The organism is Streptomyces sp. NBC_01334, from assembly GCF_035983595.1.
GTDB lineage: Bacteria > Actinomycetota > Actinomycetes > Streptomycetales > Streptomycetaceae > Streptomyces > Streptomyces coriariae.
The window spans coordinates 5840547-5853506 of the sequence record NZ_CP130718.1 but is presented as its reverse complement, the minus strand read 5'-3'; the positions used below and the strand labels follow the sequence as shown (position 1 = coordinate 5853506).

The 12960-nt window shown below is 66.2% G+C and carries 23 protein-coding genes; 2 read left to right on the top strand and 21 right to left on the bottom strand.

Annotation, left to right across the window (positions count from 1 at the left end; translation table 11 throughout):
- Positions 1-2: 2 nt before the first annotated feature.
- From rpmD to rpsJ, 20 genes are all read right to left on the bottom strand, one after another.
- A complete protein-coding gene (rpmD, locus tag OG736_RS26410; RefSeq protein ID WP_005313525.1) occupies positions 3-185 on the bottom strand; it encodes a 50S ribosomal protein L30 in 183 nt (60 codons plus the stop codon).
- The gene (gene rpsE, locus OG736_RS26405) at positions 185-790 is read right to left on the bottom strand and encodes a 30S ribosomal protein S5 (protein ID WP_020132624.1); all 606 of its coding nucleotides are present in this window, start codon (positions 788-790) and stop codon (positions 185-187) included. Before rpsE ends, rpmD begins: the two co-directional genes overlap by 1 nt.
- Before the next feature lie 64 nt (positions 791-854).
- Positions 855-1238: a 50S ribosomal protein L18 gene (gene rplR, locus OG736_RS26400; protein ID WP_020132625.1), complete on the bottom strand. Its 384-nt coding sequence runs from the start codon at positions 1236-1238 to the stop codon at positions 855-857.
- A 3-nt stretch (positions 1239-1241) separates the two neighbouring features.
- Positions 1242-1781: a 50S ribosomal protein L6 gene (gene rplF / locus OG736_RS26395; protein WP_327184612.1), complete on the bottom strand. Its 540-nt coding sequence runs from the start codon at positions 1779-1781 to the stop codon at positions 1242-1244.
- Positions 1782-1805: 24 nt separating this feature from the next.
- The gene (rpsH, locus tag OG736_RS26390; RefSeq protein WP_028807312.1) at positions 1806-2204 is read right to left on the bottom strand and encodes a 30S ribosomal protein S8; all 399 of its coding nucleotides are present in this window, start codon (positions 2202-2204) and stop codon (positions 1806-1808) included.
- Between the two features lie 214 nt (positions 2205-2418).
- The gene (locus OG736_RS26385) at positions 2419-2604 is read right to left on the bottom strand and encodes a type Z 30S ribosomal protein S14 (protein ID WP_030890724.1); all 186 of its coding nucleotides are present in this window, start codon (positions 2602-2604) and stop codon (positions 2419-2421) included.
- 5 nt (positions 2605-2609) lie between these two features.
- A complete protein-coding gene (rplE, locus tag OG736_RS26380; protein WP_020132628.1) occupies positions 2610-3167 on the bottom strand; it encodes a 50S ribosomal protein L5 in 558 nt (185 codons plus the stop codon).
- Positions 3167-3490, bottom strand: a complete 324-nt coding sequence (gene rplX, locus OG736_RS26375; protein WP_006376030.1) for a 50S ribosomal protein L24 — start codon at positions 3488-3490, stop codon at positions 3167-3169. Before rplX ends, rplE begins: the two co-directional genes overlap by 1 nt.
- A gap of 2 nt (positions 3491-3492) precedes the next feature.
- A complete protein-coding gene (rplN, locus tag OG736_RS26370; RefSeq protein WP_003992364.1) occupies positions 3493-3861 on the bottom strand; it encodes a 50S ribosomal protein L14 in 369 nt (122 codons plus the stop codon).
- Positions 3862-3990: 129 nt separating this feature from the next.
- Positions 3991-4278, bottom strand: coding sequence for a 30S ribosomal protein S17 (gene rpsQ, locus OG736_RS26365; protein WP_020132629.1), 288 nt, complete (start codon positions 4276-4278; stop codon positions 3991-3993).
- Positions 4278-4502: a 50S ribosomal protein L29 gene (gene rpmC / locus OG736_RS26360; protein WP_005481220.1), complete on the bottom strand. Its 225-nt coding sequence runs from the start codon at positions 4500-4502 to the stop codon at positions 4278-4280. The genes rpsQ and rpmC overlap by 1 nt, the downstream gene beginning before the upstream one ends.
- On the bottom strand, positions 4502-4921 hold the full coding sequence (rplP, locus tag OG736_RS26355; RefSeq protein WP_006140905.1) for a 50S ribosomal protein L16: 420 nt from the start codon (positions 4919-4921) through the stop codon (positions 4502-4504). Before rplP ends, rpmC begins: the two co-directional genes overlap by 1 nt.
- A gap of 5 nt (positions 4922-4926) precedes the next feature.
- Positions 4927-5754, bottom strand: coding sequence for a 30S ribosomal protein S3 (gene rpsC, locus OG736_RS26350; RefSeq protein ID WP_020132630.1), 828 nt, complete (start codon positions 5752-5754; stop codon positions 4927-4929).
- Positions 5754-6101, bottom strand: a complete 348-nt coding sequence (gene rplV / locus OG736_RS26345) for a 50S ribosomal protein L22 (protein ID WP_003974262.1) — start codon at positions 6099-6101, stop codon at positions 5754-5756. The genes rpsC and rplV overlap by 1 nt, the downstream gene beginning before the upstream one ends.
- 41 nt (positions 6102-6142) lie before the next feature.
- Positions 6143-6424, bottom strand: a complete 282-nt coding sequence (gene rpsS, locus OG736_RS26340) for a 30S ribosomal protein S19 (protein WP_020132632.1) — start codon at positions 6422-6424, stop codon at positions 6143-6145.
- Positions 6425-6436: 12 nt separating this feature from the next.
- Positions 6437-7273, bottom strand: a complete 837-nt coding sequence (gene rplB, locus OG736_RS26335; protein WP_020132633.1) for a 50S ribosomal protein L2 — start codon at positions 7271-7273, stop codon at positions 6437-6439.
- A gap of 40 nt (positions 7274-7313) precedes the next feature.
- Complete coding sequence (gene rplW / locus OG736_RS26330; RefSeq protein WP_020132634.1) at positions 7314-7733, bottom strand: 50S ribosomal protein L23; 420 nt, start codon at positions 7731-7733, stop codon at positions 7314-7316.
- Positions 7733-8389 (bottom strand): 50S ribosomal protein L4, encoded by a 657-nt coding sequence (gene rplD, locus OG736_RS26325; RefSeq protein WP_020132635.1) that lies wholly within the window; start codon positions 8387-8389, stop codon positions 7733-7735. Before rplD ends, rplW begins: the two co-directional genes overlap by 1 nt.
- Before the next feature lie 7 nt (positions 8390-8396).
- Complete coding sequence (rplC, locus tag OG736_RS26320) at positions 8397-9041, bottom strand: 50S ribosomal protein L3 (protein WP_020132636.1); 645 nt, start codon at positions 9039-9041, stop codon at positions 8397-8399.
- An 18-nt stretch (positions 9042-9059) separates the two neighbouring features.
- A complete protein-coding gene (gene rpsJ, locus OG736_RS26315; RefSeq protein ID WP_003948644.1) occupies positions 9060-9368 on the bottom strand; it encodes a 30S ribosomal protein S10 in 309 nt (102 codons plus the stop codon).
- A gap of 574 nt (positions 9369-9942) precedes the next feature.
- Between rpsJ and OG736_RS26310 the strand changes: the two genes are divergently transcribed.
- Together OG736_RS26310 and OG736_RS26305 are read left to right on the top strand one after the other, a co-directional pair.
- Positions 9943-10506: an RNA polymerase sigma factor gene (locus tag OG736_RS26310; protein ID WP_327187716.1), complete on the top strand. Its 564-nt coding sequence runs from the start codon at positions 9943-9945 to the stop codon at positions 10504-10506.
- Positions 10499-11545 (top strand): hypothetical protein, encoded by a 1047-nt coding sequence (locus OG736_RS26305; RefSeq protein WP_327184611.1) that lies wholly within the window; start codon positions 10499-10501, stop codon positions 11543-11545. The genes OG736_RS26310 and OG736_RS26305 overlap by 8 nt, the downstream gene beginning before the upstream one ends.
- 106 nt (positions 11546-11651) lie before the next feature.
- On the opposite strand, the gene tuf is transcribed toward OG736_RS26305, so the two are convergent.
- Positions 11652-12845 (bottom strand): elongation factor Tu, encoded by a 1194-nt coding sequence (gene tuf, locus OG736_RS26300; RefSeq protein WP_020132639.1) that lies wholly within the window; start codon positions 12843-12845, stop codon positions 11652-11654.
- Between the last annotated feature and the right edge of the window lie 115 nt (positions 12846-12960).

Sequence of the window (12960 nt, the reverse complement as noted above, 5' to 3'; positions counted from 1 at the left end):
GATCAGTCGACCTCCTCAACCGTCACGAGGTGGCGGACGGTGTGCACCATTCCGCGGAACTCGGGGCGGTCCTCCTTGACGACCACGTCGTTCAGGCGCTTGAGCCCGAGCGAACGCAGAGTGTCGCGGTGGTTCTGCTTGCTGCCGATGTACGACTTCGTCTGCGTGATCTTGAGGCGAGCCATTACGCACCAGCCCCGGCACGCGCACGAAGCAGAGCCGCGGGAGCGACGTCCTCGAGGGGCAGACCACGGCGAGCCGCGATCTCCTCGGGACGCTGCAGGCCCTTCAGGGCCTCCACGGTCGCGTGCACGATGTTGATCGCGTTCGACGAGCCGAGCGACTTCGACAGGATGTCGTGAACGCCGGCGCACTCGAGCACGGCACGCACCGGGCCACCGGCGATAACGCCGGTACCGGGGGAAGCAGGCTTGAGCAGGACGACGCCCGCGGCCTTCTCGCCCGTGATCGGGTGCGGGATGGTGCCCTGGATACGGGGGACCTTGAAGAAGTGCTTCTTGGCCTCCTCAACACCCTTGGCGATGGCGGCCGGCACCTCCTTGGCCTTGCCGTAACCGACACCCACGGTGCCATCGCCATCGCCCACTACGACGAGCGCAGTGAAGCTGAAGCGACGACCACCCTTCACAACCTTGGCGACACGGTTGATCGCGACGACGCGCTCAACGTACGCGGTCTTCTCGGCGGCAGCAGCGCCGCCGTCACGGCCCTTCCGGTCCCGCCGCTCGCCGCCACCGGCACCGCTTCCGCGGCGCTGGGGTCCAGCCATTGGATTACCTCTCTCTTTTTCCGCTAGCTACGCAGCGACCTAGGTCGCTAGCGCGACGGGCGACTCAGAACTTGAGTCCGGCTTCGCGGGCGGCGTCCGCCAGGGCGGCGATGCGCCCGGCGTACTGGTTGCCACCACGGTCGAATACGACAGCCTCGACACCGGCGGCCTTGGCGCGCTCGGCGACCAGGGCGCCGACCGACTTGGCCTGCGCGGACTTGTCGCCCTCGCCGCCGCGGATCGTCGTGTCCAGGGTCGACGCCGACGCCAGGGTGTGACCCTTGATGTCGTCGATGACCTGAGCCACGATGTGGCGGTTCGAGCGTGTCACGACCAGGCGCGGACGCTCAGCCGTACCCGAGATGTGCTTACGGATCCGGATGTGGCGACGCTTGATCGCGGCACGCTTGTAAGCGTCGCCCTTGAGGATCTTCTGTCCGTATGCCATGGCTTACTTACCCGCCTTTCCGACCTTGCGGCGGATGACTTCGCCCTCGTACTTGACACCCTTGGCCTTGTACGGGTCGGGCTTGCGCAGCTTGCGGATGTTGGCCGCAACCTCGCCGACCTTCTGCTTGTCGATGCCCTCGACCGAGAACCGGGTGGGGTTCTCGACCTTGAAGGAGATTCCCTCGGGGGCCTCGACGGTGATCGGGTGGCTGTAACCGAGCGCGAACTCGAGGTTCGAGCCCTTCGCGGTCACGCGGTAACCGACACCACTGATCTCGAGCTTCTTCACGTAACCCTGGGTCACGCCGGTGATCATGTTCGCCACCAGCGTGCGGGACAGGCCGTGCAGGGCCTTGCTCTGACGCTCGTCGTTGGGGCGGGTGACGTTCAGAACGCCGTCCTCACCCTTGGCGATCTCGATCGGCGCAGCGACGGTGTGGGTCAGCGAGCCCTTGGGGCCCTTGACCGCAACCGTCTGGCCGTCGATGGTGACGTCCACGCCGGCGGGAACCGTGATGGGGAGCTTGCCAATGCGCGACATAGCTGTTTCCTCCGTTCCCTTCCGCTACCAGACGTAGGCGAGAACTTCTCCGCCTACGCCCTTCTTGCCGGCCTGCTTGTCGGTGAGGAGACCGTGCGACGTGGAGATGATCGCCACGCCGAGGCCGCCCAGCACCTTGGGCAGGGAGGTGGACTTCGCGTAAACCCGGAGACCGGGCTTGGAGATCCGCTTGATGCCCGCAATGGAGCGCTCGCGGTTCGGGCCGAACTTGAGCTCGAGGGTGAGGTCCTTGCCGACCTCGGCGTCCTCGACCTTCCAGCCCGTGATGAAGCCCTCCTGCTGGAGGATCTCCGCGATGTGAGACTTGATCTTGGACGCCGGCATCGTCACGGAATCGTGGTACGCCGAGTTCGCGTTCCGCAGACGCGTCAGCATGTCTGCGATCGGATCAGTCATGGTCATGAATTGGCCTGTGGCCTCTCTCGCCGGGGTTTCCTGGTGCGCCATCCCTCTCCCCGATCCGAGACGGGGCGGGTGCGGCGCGGTGGACCTACGGCGTAGTAAGTCGTACGGGCGACCATCAGGTGCCCAACCCTCCAAGCCTAAGCCATGAAGAGGTGGGCACCTGACACGCCCATTGCTTACCGAGAGCCTCTGGAACCCCTAAAAAGGGGGTTTACCAGGAGCTCTTGGTCACGCCCGGCAGCTCGCCGCGGTGAGCCATCTCACGAAGGCACACACGGCAGAGGCCGAACTTGCGGTACACGGAGTGGGGACGGCCGCAACGCTGGCAGCGGTTGTACGCCCGCACAGCGAACTTAGGCTTACGAGCAGCCTTTGCGATCAGAGCCTTCTTCGCCATCTCGCTCACGCCTCCTTGAAGGGGAAGCCGAGGTGACGAAGGAGCGCACGGCCCTCAGCGTCGTTGGTCGCCGTGGTGACCACGGTGATGTCCATACCCCGGACACGGTCGATCTTGTCCTGGTCGATCTCGTGGAACATGACCTGCTCCGTGAGACCGAAGGTGTAGTTGCCACGGCCGTCGAACTGCTTGGGGGACAGACCACGGAAGTCGCGGATGCGCGGAAGCGCGAGCGACAGGGTGCGGTCCAGGAACTCCCACATGCGGTCGCCACGAAGCGTGACGTGGGCACCGATCGGCTGACCCTCACGCAGCTTGAACTGCGCGATGGACTTGCGGGCCTTGGTGATGGCCGGCTTCTGACCGGTGATGGTGGTCAGGTCACGGACGGCACCGTCCATGAGCTTCGAGTCACGGGCGGCGTCACCGACACCCATGTTGACCACGATCTTGACGAGGCCGGGGATCTGCATGACGTTCTCGTAGGAGAACTCCTCACGCAGCTTGCCCGCGATCTCCTCGCGGTACTTCGTCTTGAGACGCGGAGTGGTGGTGGTAGCCATCAGATGTCCTCACCCGTCCGCTTGGCAACGCGGATCTTGTTGCCCTCGTCGTCGAAGCGGTAACCCACACGCGTGACGACCTTGTTGCCGTCCTTCTCAACGACCAGCTGGACGTTGGAGACGTGGACAGGCGCCTCGGTCGTGACGATGCCGCCGGCCTGCGAACCCTTTGCGGTCGGGCCGGCCTTGGTGTGCTTCTTGACCCGGTTGACACCCTCGACCAGGACGCGGTCCTCACGGGGGAAGGCCGCGATGACCTTGCCCTGCTTGCCCTTGTCCTTACCGGTGATGACCTGAACCAGGTCGCCCTTCTTGATCTTCATGCTTACAGCACCTCCGGAGCCAGCGAGATGATCTTCATGAACTTCTTCTCGCGCAGCTCCCGGCCGACCGGGCCGAAGATACGGGTGCCACGAGGGTCGCCGTCGTTCTTCAGAATGACAGCGGCGTTCTCGTCGAAGCGGATGTACGAGCCGTCCGGACGGCGACGCTCCTTGACGGTGCGAACGATGACCGCCTTGATGACGTCACCCTTCTTCACGTTACCGCCGGGGATCGCGTCCTTGACGGTGGCGACGATGACGTCGCCGATGCCCGCGTAGCGGCGACCGGAGCCACCGAGCACACGGATGCAAAGGATTTCCTTCGCACCAGTGTTGTCGGCGACGCGCAGTCGCGACTCCTGCTGGATCACGTCTATCTCCTGTGTGTCTGCCGGTTCCCCGCAGGGGCCTCGTGAGAGGACCCCTGCGGAGCCTGGCGGAACTGTCCTGCGAGGGATGCCCCGCAGGCCGACTTACTGGAATTCCCTTGCGGGAACTACCTACTTGGCCTTCTCGAGGATCTCGACGACGCGCCAGCGCTTCGTGGCGGACAGCGGCCGGGTCTCCGCGAGGAGGACACGGTCGCCGACGCCCGCGGCGTTCTGCTCGTCGTGAGCCTTGAGCTTGTTCGTACGGCGGATGACCTTGCCGTACAGCGCGTGCTTCACACGGTCCTCGACGGCGACGACGACGGTCTTGTCCATCTTGTCGCTGACGACCAGACCCTCACGGGTCTTGCGGAAACCGCGCGCCTCGGGGGTGTTCTCAGTCACGTTGCTCTCGCTCATCAGGCGCTCTCCACCGTCTCGATGCCCAGCTCGCGCTCACGCATCAGGGTGTAGATCCGCGCGATGTCCTTGCGGACGGCCTTCAGCCGACCGTGGTTCTCGAGCTGACCCGTCGCCGCCTGGAAGCGGAGGTTGAACAGCTCTTCCTTGGCTTCGCGGAGCTTGTTGAGAAGCTCCTCGTCACCCAGTTCGCGCAGCTCGGACGCCTTGGTACCGGCCGACATCACGCTTCACCTGCCTCGCGCTTGACGATCCGGCACTTCATCGGCAGCTTGTGGGCTGCGCGAGTGAGGGCCTCACGGGCGATCTTCTCGTTGGGGTAGGACAGCTCGAACATGACCCGACCCGGGTGCACGTTCGCGATCCACCACTCGGGAGAACCCTTACCGGAACCCATGCGGGTCTCGGCAGGCTTCTTCGTGAGCGGGCGGTCCGGGTAGATGTTGATCCAGACCTTGCCACCACGCTTGATGTGGCGGGTCATCGCGATACGGGCCGCCTCGATCTGGCGGTTGGTCACGTACGCCGGCGTGAGGGCCTGAATGCCGTACTCGCCGAACGAGACCGTCGTACCGCCCTTGGCCTGACCACGGCGCTTCGGGTGGTGCTGCTTGCGGTGCTTGACCCTACGGGGGATCAGCATGTCGGTCAGGCCTCCGTTCCGGTGCTCTCAGCCGGAGCGGCAGCCGGAGCGTCGGCCTTGGGGGCCTCGGCAGCGGGAGCCTGCTGCGGCTTGCGACCGCGACCGCCACGCTCGCCACCGCGGCCACCACGGGCCGGGCGGTCAGCGCCGCCACGGGCCGGGCGGTTGCCGGCGCGGGCAGCAGCGTTCTCGGCGCGGACCTCGGCGATGTTCTTGACATCGCCCTTGTAGATCCAGACCTTCACGCCGATGCGGCCGAAGGTCGTCTTGGCCTCGAAGAAGCCGTAGTCCACGTTCGCGCGGAGCGTGTGCAGGGGCACACGGCCCTCGCGGTAGAACTCCGAGCGGGACATCTCGGCGCCACCGAGGCGGCCACCGCACTGGATCTTGATGCCCTTGGCGCCCGCCTTCATCGCCGACTGCATGCTCTTACGCATGGCGCGACGGAAGGAGACGCGGGAGGAGAGCTGCTCGGCGACGGCCTGAGCCACCAGCTGAGCGTCGACCTCGGGGTTCTTGACCTCGAGGATGTTCAGCTGGACCTGCTTCTTGGTCAGCTTCTCCAGGTCGCCACGAATACGGTCGGCCTCGGCGCCGCGGCGGCCGATGACGATGCCCGGACGCGCGGTGTGGATGTCGACGCGGACCCGGTCACGGGTGCGCTCGATCTCCACCTTCGAGATACCGGCGCGCTCCATGCCGGACGTCATCATCCGACGGATGGCGACGTCCTCGCCGACGTACTCCTTGTAAGACTTGTCGGCGTACCAACGGGACTTGAAGTCCGTGGTGATGCCGAGCCGGAACCCATGCGGGTTAACCTTCTGGCCCATTACCGGGTTCCTTCCTTACTGCTGACGACCACGGTGATGTGGCTGGTCCGCTTGCGGATCCGGTAGGCACGGCCCTGGGCACGCGGACGGAACCGCTTCAGGGTCGGACCCTCGTCGACGTACGCCTCGGAAATGAAGAGGCTGTCGGCGTCAGTGTGGTCGTAGTTGTGCGCGGCGTTGGCAATGGCGCTGTCCAGCACCTTGCCGACCGGCACGCTCGCGGCCTGCGGGGCGAAACGCAGGACCGCCTGAGCCTCCGTGGCGTCCATGCCACGGATAAGGTCCACCACCCGGCGGGCCTTCATGGGCGTGACGCGGATGTACCGCGCCTGGGCCCTGGCTTCCATGGTTGTCCTTCCAGTGTCTGTCATGGTCATTCCACCCCGCGTTAGCGGCGCTTCGACTTCCGGTCGTCCTTGACGTGACCCCGGAAGGTGCGCGTCGGCGAGAACTCGCCGAGCTTGTGGCCGACCATCGACTCGGTGACAAACACCGGAATGTGGGTCTTGCCGTTGTGCACCGCGATCGTGTGACCCAGCATGGCCGGGATGATCATCGAGCGACGGGACCAGGTCTTGATGACGTTCTTGGAACCGGCTTCGTTCTGGGCGTCCACCTTCTTTACGAGGTGTCCGTCGACGAAGGGCCCCTTCTTGAGACTGCGCGGCATCTAAACCCGCTCCTAGCGCTTCTTGTTCGTCTTGCGGCGGCGGACGATGTACTTGTTCGAAGCCTTCTTCGGCGAACGAGTACGACCCTCCTTCTGACCCCAGGGGCTGACCGGGTGGCGACCACCGGAGGTCTTGCCCTCACCACCACCGTGGGGGTGGTCAACCGGGTTCATCGCCACACCGCGAACGGTCGGGCGGACGCCCAGCCAGCGCTTACGGCCGGCCTTGCCCCAGTTGATGTTGCTCTGCTCGGCGTTGCCGACCTCGCCGACCGTGGCGCGGCAGCGCTGGTCGACCAGACGGATCTCACCGGACGGCATACGAAGGTGGGCCATCGTGCCCTCCTTCGCGAGCAGCTGCACCGAGGCACCGGCGGAGCGGGCGAACTTGGCGCCGCCACCGGGACGGATCTCGATCGCGTGGATCGTGGTACCGACCGGGATGTTGCGGAGCGCCAGGTTGTTGCCCGGCTTGATGTCGGCCCCGGGACCGTTCTCGACGCGGTCGCCCTGCGACAGGTTGCGCGGCGCGAGGATGTAGCGCTTCTCGCCGTCGGCATAGTGCAGCAGCGCGATGCGCGCGGTGCGGTTGGGGTCGTACTCGATGTGCGCGACCTTCGCCGGCACGCCGTCCTTGTCGTGACGACGGAAGTCGATCACTCGGTAGGCGCGCTTGTGTCCGCCACCCTGGTGGCGAACGGTCACACGACCGGCGTTGTTACGGCCGCCCTTGCTGTGCAGCGGGCGGACCAGCGACTTCTCCGGCGTGGACCGCGTGACCTCGACGAAGTCGGCGACGCTGGAGCCACGACGGCCCGGCGTAGTCGGCTTGTACTTGCGGATTCCCATTATTCAGTCCTCGTCCGATATCGGACGATCCGGACCGCCCTCAGGCGGTCGGACCGCCGAAGATGTCGATACGGTCGCCCTCGGCAAGGGTCACGATCGCGCGCTTCGTGCCGGCACGCTGACCGAAACCAGTCTTCGTGCGCTTGCGCTTGCCGATGCGGTTGATCGTGTTGACGCCGGTGACCTTGACCGAGAAGACCGCCTGGACGGCCTGCTTGATCTGGGTCTTGTTGGCGTTCGGGGCGACGATGAACGTGTACTTGTTCTCGTCGAGGAGCGCGTAGCTCTTCTCCGACACGACCGGCTTCAGCAGCACGTCACGGAGGTCCGTGAACGCCTTGCTGGGCGCGGTGACGACGGTGTTCTTGCCTTCGGTGGCGTGGCGCTTCGCCTTGGCGACGCGCGCGGCCTTGGCGACCTTGGCCGCCTTGGAGGCGATGCTCGGGTGACGCGTAGCCATCAGGCGTCACTCCCTTCGGTGTCGTTGGCCTGCGGGCCGGCGACGAAGGACTCGAGAGCGGCCTGGGTGAAGACCACGTCGTCCGAGACGATCACGTCGTACGTGTTCAGCTGGCCCGGCTCCAGGATGTGCACCTGGGGCAGGTTGCGGGCGGACAGCCACGCGGCCTCGTCGGCGCGGTCGACGACCAGGAGCAGGTTCTTGCGCTCCGAGATCTTGCCGAACAGCGTGCGAGCGGCCTTCGTGGAGGGAGCCTCGCCCTCGATCACGCCGGTGACGACGTGAATGCGGTTGTGGCGGGCCCGGTCGGTGAGGGCGTGACGCAGAGCGGCAGCCTTCATCTTCTTCGGGGTCCGCTGCGAGTAGTCACGCGGCTGCGGGCCGTGGACGACGCCACCGCCGGCGAACTGCGGCGCGCGGGTCGAGCCCTGGCGCGCGCGGCCGGTGCCCTTCTGACGGTAAGGCTTCTTACCGCCACCGCGGACTTCACCGCGGCGCTTGGTCTTGTGCGTGCCCTGGCGGGCAGCCGCGTTCTGCGCGACGACGACCTGGTGGATCAGCGGGATGCTGATCTTCTCCACGCCGAAGATCTCCGCGGGGAGCTCGACGCTTCCGGTCTTCTCGCCTGCAGGCGAAAGGATGTCAACAGTGCTCATCGGTACCTCAGGCCCCCTTGGCCGCAGTGCGGACCAGGACGAGGCCGCCGTTCGGACCGGGGACAGCGCCCTTGATGAGCAGCAGACCCTTCTCCGCGTCAACGGCGTGGACGGTCAGGTTCTGGGTGGTGACACGCTCGTTGCCCATGCGACCCGCCATGCGGAGGCCCTTGAACACGCGGCCCGGGGTGGCGCAGCCACCGATGGAACCGGGCGAGCGGTGCTTGCGCTGGGTGCCGTGTCCGGCGCCGAGGCCCTTGAAGTTGTGACGCTTCATGACACCGGCGAAGCCCTTGCCCTTGCTCTTGCCGGTCACGTCGACCTTCACGCCGGCCTCGAACACCTCAGCGGTGATCTCCTGGCCCAGCGTGTACTCGGAGGCGTCCGCGGTGCGGATCTCGACGAGGTGGCGACGGGGGGTGACGTCGGCCTTGGCGAAGTGACCCTTGAGGGGCTTGTTCACCTTGCGCGGGTCGATCTCGCCGAAGGCGATCTGGACGGACTCGTAGCCGTCACTGTCGTTCGTACGGACCTGGGTCACGACGTTGGGGCTGGCCTTGACGACGGTGACGGGAACAACACGGTTGTTCTCGTCCCACACCTGCGTCATGCCGAGCTTCTCGCCCAGGATGCCCTTGATCTGCTTAGCCATTCTTCAGATCACCGGCCCCTAAAGCTTGATCTCGATGTCGACACCGGCCGGGAGGTCGAGTCGCATCAGAGAGTCAACGGTCTTGGGAGTCGGGTCGAGAATGTCGATCAGGCGCTTGTGCGTGCGCATCTCGAAGTGCTCGCGCGAGTCCTTGTACTTGTGCGGCGACTTGATGACGCAGTACACGTTCTTCTCAGTGGGCAGCGGCACCGGGCCCGCGACCGACGCACCAGTGCGGGTCACCGTCTCGACGATCTTCTTCGCCGAGGAGTCGATGACCTCGTGGTCGTAGGCCTTGAGCCGGATGCGGATCTTCTGTCCCGCCATGGCTACTCAGTAGTCCTGTCTCTTCTAACGCTCTGGAACCAGATGGTCCGTTTACTTCGTTTCTCCGACCCACGCGGTCGGGTGTGTCGCGCTCTCGCCGACACAGATGCCCCTTGTTCGAACATCCCTGCTGGGAAAGCACGGCCCTTCCGGAACCGCAAGCCGGGGACGAAAGGTCCACCGGGTGCCTGGTCGGCGCTCTATTGACACTTCCCGAAAGATTCCCGTACGTCCGCCCCAGCGCTGCCAACAGGCAGTTAGGGCGACGAGTACTGTGGGACTCGCTTTCGGTCCTCCCGGCGGGAGGCGCGCAACATCAACACTCGACCGAGCAACTCCGACAGTCTGCCATATGGGGCACTGCCTCCGCCAATCGAGCCGGAGACAATACCCCGGACGTGACGTAGGTCAAACGCTCACCCGGTCGAGTACGGGCCTTTCCGCGCCCGGACGTGAGGTCGGTCACCGTGAACCCGTTCGAGGGCTGCGGGTAACAACGGGTGCATCCGACCGACGGCAGACACGGAGACCGCGTGAACAGCCCCCTGGCAGACATGACGAGGACGCCTCCGTCATCGCCGACTCCCTGACCCGACCCGAGCTGTTCGGGGAGATCTACCACCGGCACGCGGCGGTGATCCACCGGTACGCGGCCCGCCGGCTGGGTGAGGACGCGGCCGAGGACATCACCGCCGAGACCTTCCTGGCCGCGTTCCGAGCACGGGGGCGCTACGGCGTCGCACGCGTCGGCGCACGGCCCTGGCTCTACGGAATCGCCGCCAACCTGATCGGCAAACAGCGCCGTACCGAGGTGCGGGCGCTCAGGGCCCTGGCCCGCACGGGCCGCGACCCGGTGGCCGACTCCTGGACCGACCGCAGCGACAGCCGGGTCACCGCGCAGGCCGCGCAGGGCCGCCTGGCGGGCGCGCTGGCCGGTCTCTCGCGCGGCGACCGGGACGTCCTGCTGCTGGTGGCCTGGGCCGACCTCGGCTATCAGGAGGTCGCCGAGGCGCTGTCCATCCCGGTGGGCACGGTGCGGTCGCGCCTCAACCGGGCCCGCAGAAAGGTCCGCCGCGCACTCGGTGACGTCGACCCCACGTTCGTACGCGACTCCCCGGAGGTGATCGGCCATGGCTGAACCGGCGATGGACGAGATGACAGCGGTCCGGCAGCTGCGCGCCGACGCCCCCGTGCCCGACCTCGCCCGGCTCGCCCCGGCCCGTCGGCGGCTGCTGGACGAGATCGAGGGACGACCCCGGCACGGAAGGGCCGGATGGAAGCTCAAGGCGGCCGGAGCGGTCGCGGCGGTGACGGCAGCGGCGCTCCTCTCCACCCTGACACTCCACGAGGACGACAGGACACCCACGCAGCCGGTTCCGACGGCGACCCCCCGGCCGACCTCGTGGGTGTTCCACCAGGTGCGGTTGGACATGGTCTGCGACGTGGGCATGAGTACCTTCGTGTACAGCGAGGCCGGCGGGCTCCAGCTGTCACCGGTCGGAAAGCGACCGTGCGACACGAAGACGAACACGGCGACGAGGACGTCGATCGACTCGAGCCGCTGGATCCGCTACGACGGTCTGTCCACGGCCGCGCCGATCCAGAACACCGGCGATCCGGACGACGTGTCGGTGTGGGACGACCCCAGCAGACCGTCGTCGAGGACGATGCTCGCGCCCCGGGAAACGGACGCCCTGCTGGCCTCCTTGCCCGACGACCCCGACGCCGCGCTGAGGTCGATCCTCAGGAAGTCCGTCCCCACCCGCAACACCAGCGCCTGGCGGCTGACCCAGGCCCAGCGCGATTTCGACGAGGTGGTCGAGGTGCTCTCGGGAGCCTCCGCCGTCCCTCCCGACAAGGCTCGGACGATCCACCGGATCATCACGGGCCTGGAGGGGGCGACCGAGCCGGTCAGGGCGACCGACGGCGCGGGACGGGAGGTCCTGGCGATCGGTGTCGACGGCAACTTCCGTGACTACGCCTGGGAGCGCAACAGCATGCAGGTAATGCTCGACCCGCACACCTTCGCCTACCGCGGTGTCCGCTGGGTGGCCGGAGTGAGCTACTACGTGGGAGGCAAGGCCTCCGGAGGACCGTTCGTGGCGAAGGGGACGGTTCTCGGCACGGCCACCCGTGTCGCCACCGTCGTCGTCGACAAGGCCGGCGACCGGAACTGAGCCACTGAGGCGACAACAGCACGCGAAAGGGCCCGTACGACCGAAGTCGTACGGGCCCTCTCAGGTGCTCAGCTCAGGCTGGAGCTACCAGATCGATCAGCAAGAACTACTTGGTGATCTTGGTGACCTGGCCGGCGCCCACCGTGCGACCACCCTCACGGATGGCGAACTTCAGGCCCTCTTCCATGGCGATGGGCTGGATGAGCTCCACCTTCATCTCGGTGTTGTCACCCGGCATCACCATCTCGGTGCCCTCGGGGAGGGTCACAACGCCCGTCACGTCCGTCGTACGGAAGTAGAACTGCGGACGGTAGTTGTTGAAGAACGGCGTGTGGCGGCCACCCTCGTCCTTGGACAGGATGTAGGCCTGGGCCTCGAAGTCGGTGTGCGGCGTGACCGAACCCGGCTTGATGATGACCTGGCCGCGCTCGACGTCCTCGCGCTTGATGCCACGGAGGAGCAGACCGACGTTCTCGCCCGCCTGGCCCTCGTCGAGCAGCTTGCGGAACATCTCGATGCCGGTGACCGTGGTGGTGGTCTTCTCCTGCTTGATGCCGATGATGTCAACGGTCTCGTTGACCTTCAGGACACCACGCTCGATACGGCCGGTGACGACCGTACCGCGACCGGTGATCGTGAAGACGTCCTCGACGGGCATGAGGAACGGCTTGTCGACGTCACGCTCGGGGGTCGGGATCGCCTCGTCGACGGCAGCCATGAGGTCGAGAACCGACTGACCCCACTCGGCGTCGCCCTCGAGCGCCTTGAGCGCCGAGACCTTGACGACCGGCAGGTCGTCGCCCGGGAACTCGTACTCGGAGAGGAGCTCACGGACCTCGAGCTCGACGAGCTCCAGGATCTCCTCGTCGTCCACCATGTCGGCCTTGTTCAGGGCGACGACGATGTAGGGAACGCCGACCTGGCGGGCCAGGAGCACGTGCTCCTTGGTCTGCGGCATCGGGCCGTCGGTGGCGGCCACGACCAGGATCGCACCGTCCATCTGGGCGGCACCGGTGATCATGTTCTTGATGTAGTCCGCGTGACCCGGGCAGTCGACGTGCGCGTAGTGACGCGTCTCCGTCTGGTACTCGACGTGCGCGATCGAGATCGTGATACCGCGCTGACGCTCCTCGGGAGCCTTGTCGATCTGGTCGAAGGCCGAGGCCTCGTTCAGGTCGGGGTACGCGTCGTGCAGCACCTTGGTAATGGCGGCCGTGAGGGTCGTCTTACCGTGGTCGATGTGACCGATGGTGCCGATGTTGACGTGCGGCTTAGTCCGCTCGAACTTCGCCTTCGCCACGGGGGTCCTCCTGGGAGTGGTTCTGGAACGCCTTGCTTCATCGGCGCCAGGTGATCTTTGCTGGAAAGCCCGGGTCCAGGGGGCAAACATCCGGGGATGCGGTTGTTTGCCCCTT

Excerpts from the sequence above, each read along its gene's own strand:
- rplX (WP_006376030.1), bottom strand. The coding sequence starts at position 3,490 with ATGAAGATCAAGAAGGGCGACCTGGTTCAGGTCATCACCGGTAAGGAC.
- rplR (WP_020132625.1), bottom strand. The coding sequence starts at position 1,238 with ATGGCATACGGACAGAAGATCCTCAAGGGCGACGCTTACAAGCGTGCC.
- rpmC (WP_005481220.1), bottom strand. The coding sequence starts at position 4,502 with ATGTCGGCCGGTACCAAGGCGTCCGAGCTGCGCGAACTGGGTGACGAG.
- rplV (WP_003974262.1), bottom strand. The coding sequence starts at position 6,101 with ATGGAAGCCAGGGCCCAGGCGCGGTACATCCGCGTCACGCCCATGAAG.
- rpsQ (WP_020132629.1), bottom strand. The coding sequence starts at position 4,278 with ATGAGCGAGAGCAACGTGACTGAGAACACCCCCGAGGCGCGCGGTTTC.
- rpsJ (WP_003948644.1), bottom strand. The coding sequence starts at position 9,368 with ATGGCGGGACAGAAGATCCGCATCCGGCTCAAGGCCTACGACCACGAG.
- rpsC (WP_020132630.1), bottom strand. The coding sequence starts at position 5,754 with ATGGGCCAGAAGGTTAACCCGCATGGGTTCCGGCTCGGCATCACCACG.
- rpmD (WP_005313525.1), bottom strand. The coding sequence starts at position 185 with ATGGCTCGCCTCAAGATCACGCAGACGAAGTCGTACATCGGCAGCAAG.
- rplP (WP_006140905.1), bottom strand. The coding sequence starts at position 4,921 with ATGCTGATCCCCCGTAGGGTCAAGCACCGCAAGCAGCACCACCCGAAG.
- rplW (WP_020132634.1), bottom strand. The coding sequence starts at position 7,733 with ATGGCTACGCGTCACCCGAGCATCGCCTCCAAGGCGGCCAAGGTCGCC.
- rplD (WP_020132635.1), bottom strand. The coding sequence starts at position 8,389 with ATGAGCACTGTTGACATCCTTTCGCCTGCAGGCGAGAAGACCGGAAGC.
- rplC (WP_020132636.1), bottom strand. The coding sequence starts at position 9,041 with ATGGCTAAGCAGATCAAGGGCATCCTGGGCGAGAAGCTCGGCATGACG.
- rplF (WP_327184612.1), bottom strand. The coding sequence starts at position 1,781 with ATGTCGCGCATTGGCAAGCTCCCCATCACGGTTCCCGCCGGCGTGGAC.
- rpsH (WP_028807312.1), bottom strand. The coding sequence starts at position 2,204 with ATGACCATGACTGATCCGATCGCAGACATGCTGACGCGTCTGCGGAAC.
- OG736_RS26305 (WP_327184611.1), top strand. The coding sequence starts at position 10,499 with ATGGCTGAACCGGCGATGGACGAGATGACAGCGGTCCGGCAGCTGCGC.
- rplE (WP_020132628.1), bottom strand. The coding sequence starts at position 3,167 with ATGGCTACCACCACCACTCCGCGTCTCAAGACGAAGTACCGCGAGGAG.
- rplB (WP_020132633.1), bottom strand. The coding sequence starts at position 7,273 with ATGGGAATCCGCAAGTACAAGCCGACTACGCCGGGCCGTCGTGGCTCC.
- rpsE (WP_020132624.1), bottom strand. The coding sequence starts at position 790 with ATGGCTGGACCCCAGCGCCGCGGAAGCGGTGCCGGTGGCGGCGAGCGG.
- OG736_RS26385 (WP_030890724.1), bottom strand. The coding sequence starts at position 2,604 with ATGGCGAAGAAGGCTCTGATCGCAAAGGCTGCTCGTAAGCCTAAGTTC.
- rpsS (WP_020132632.1), bottom strand. The coding sequence starts at position 6,424 with ATGCCGCGCAGTCTCAAGAAGGGGCCCTTCGTCGACGGACACCTCGTA.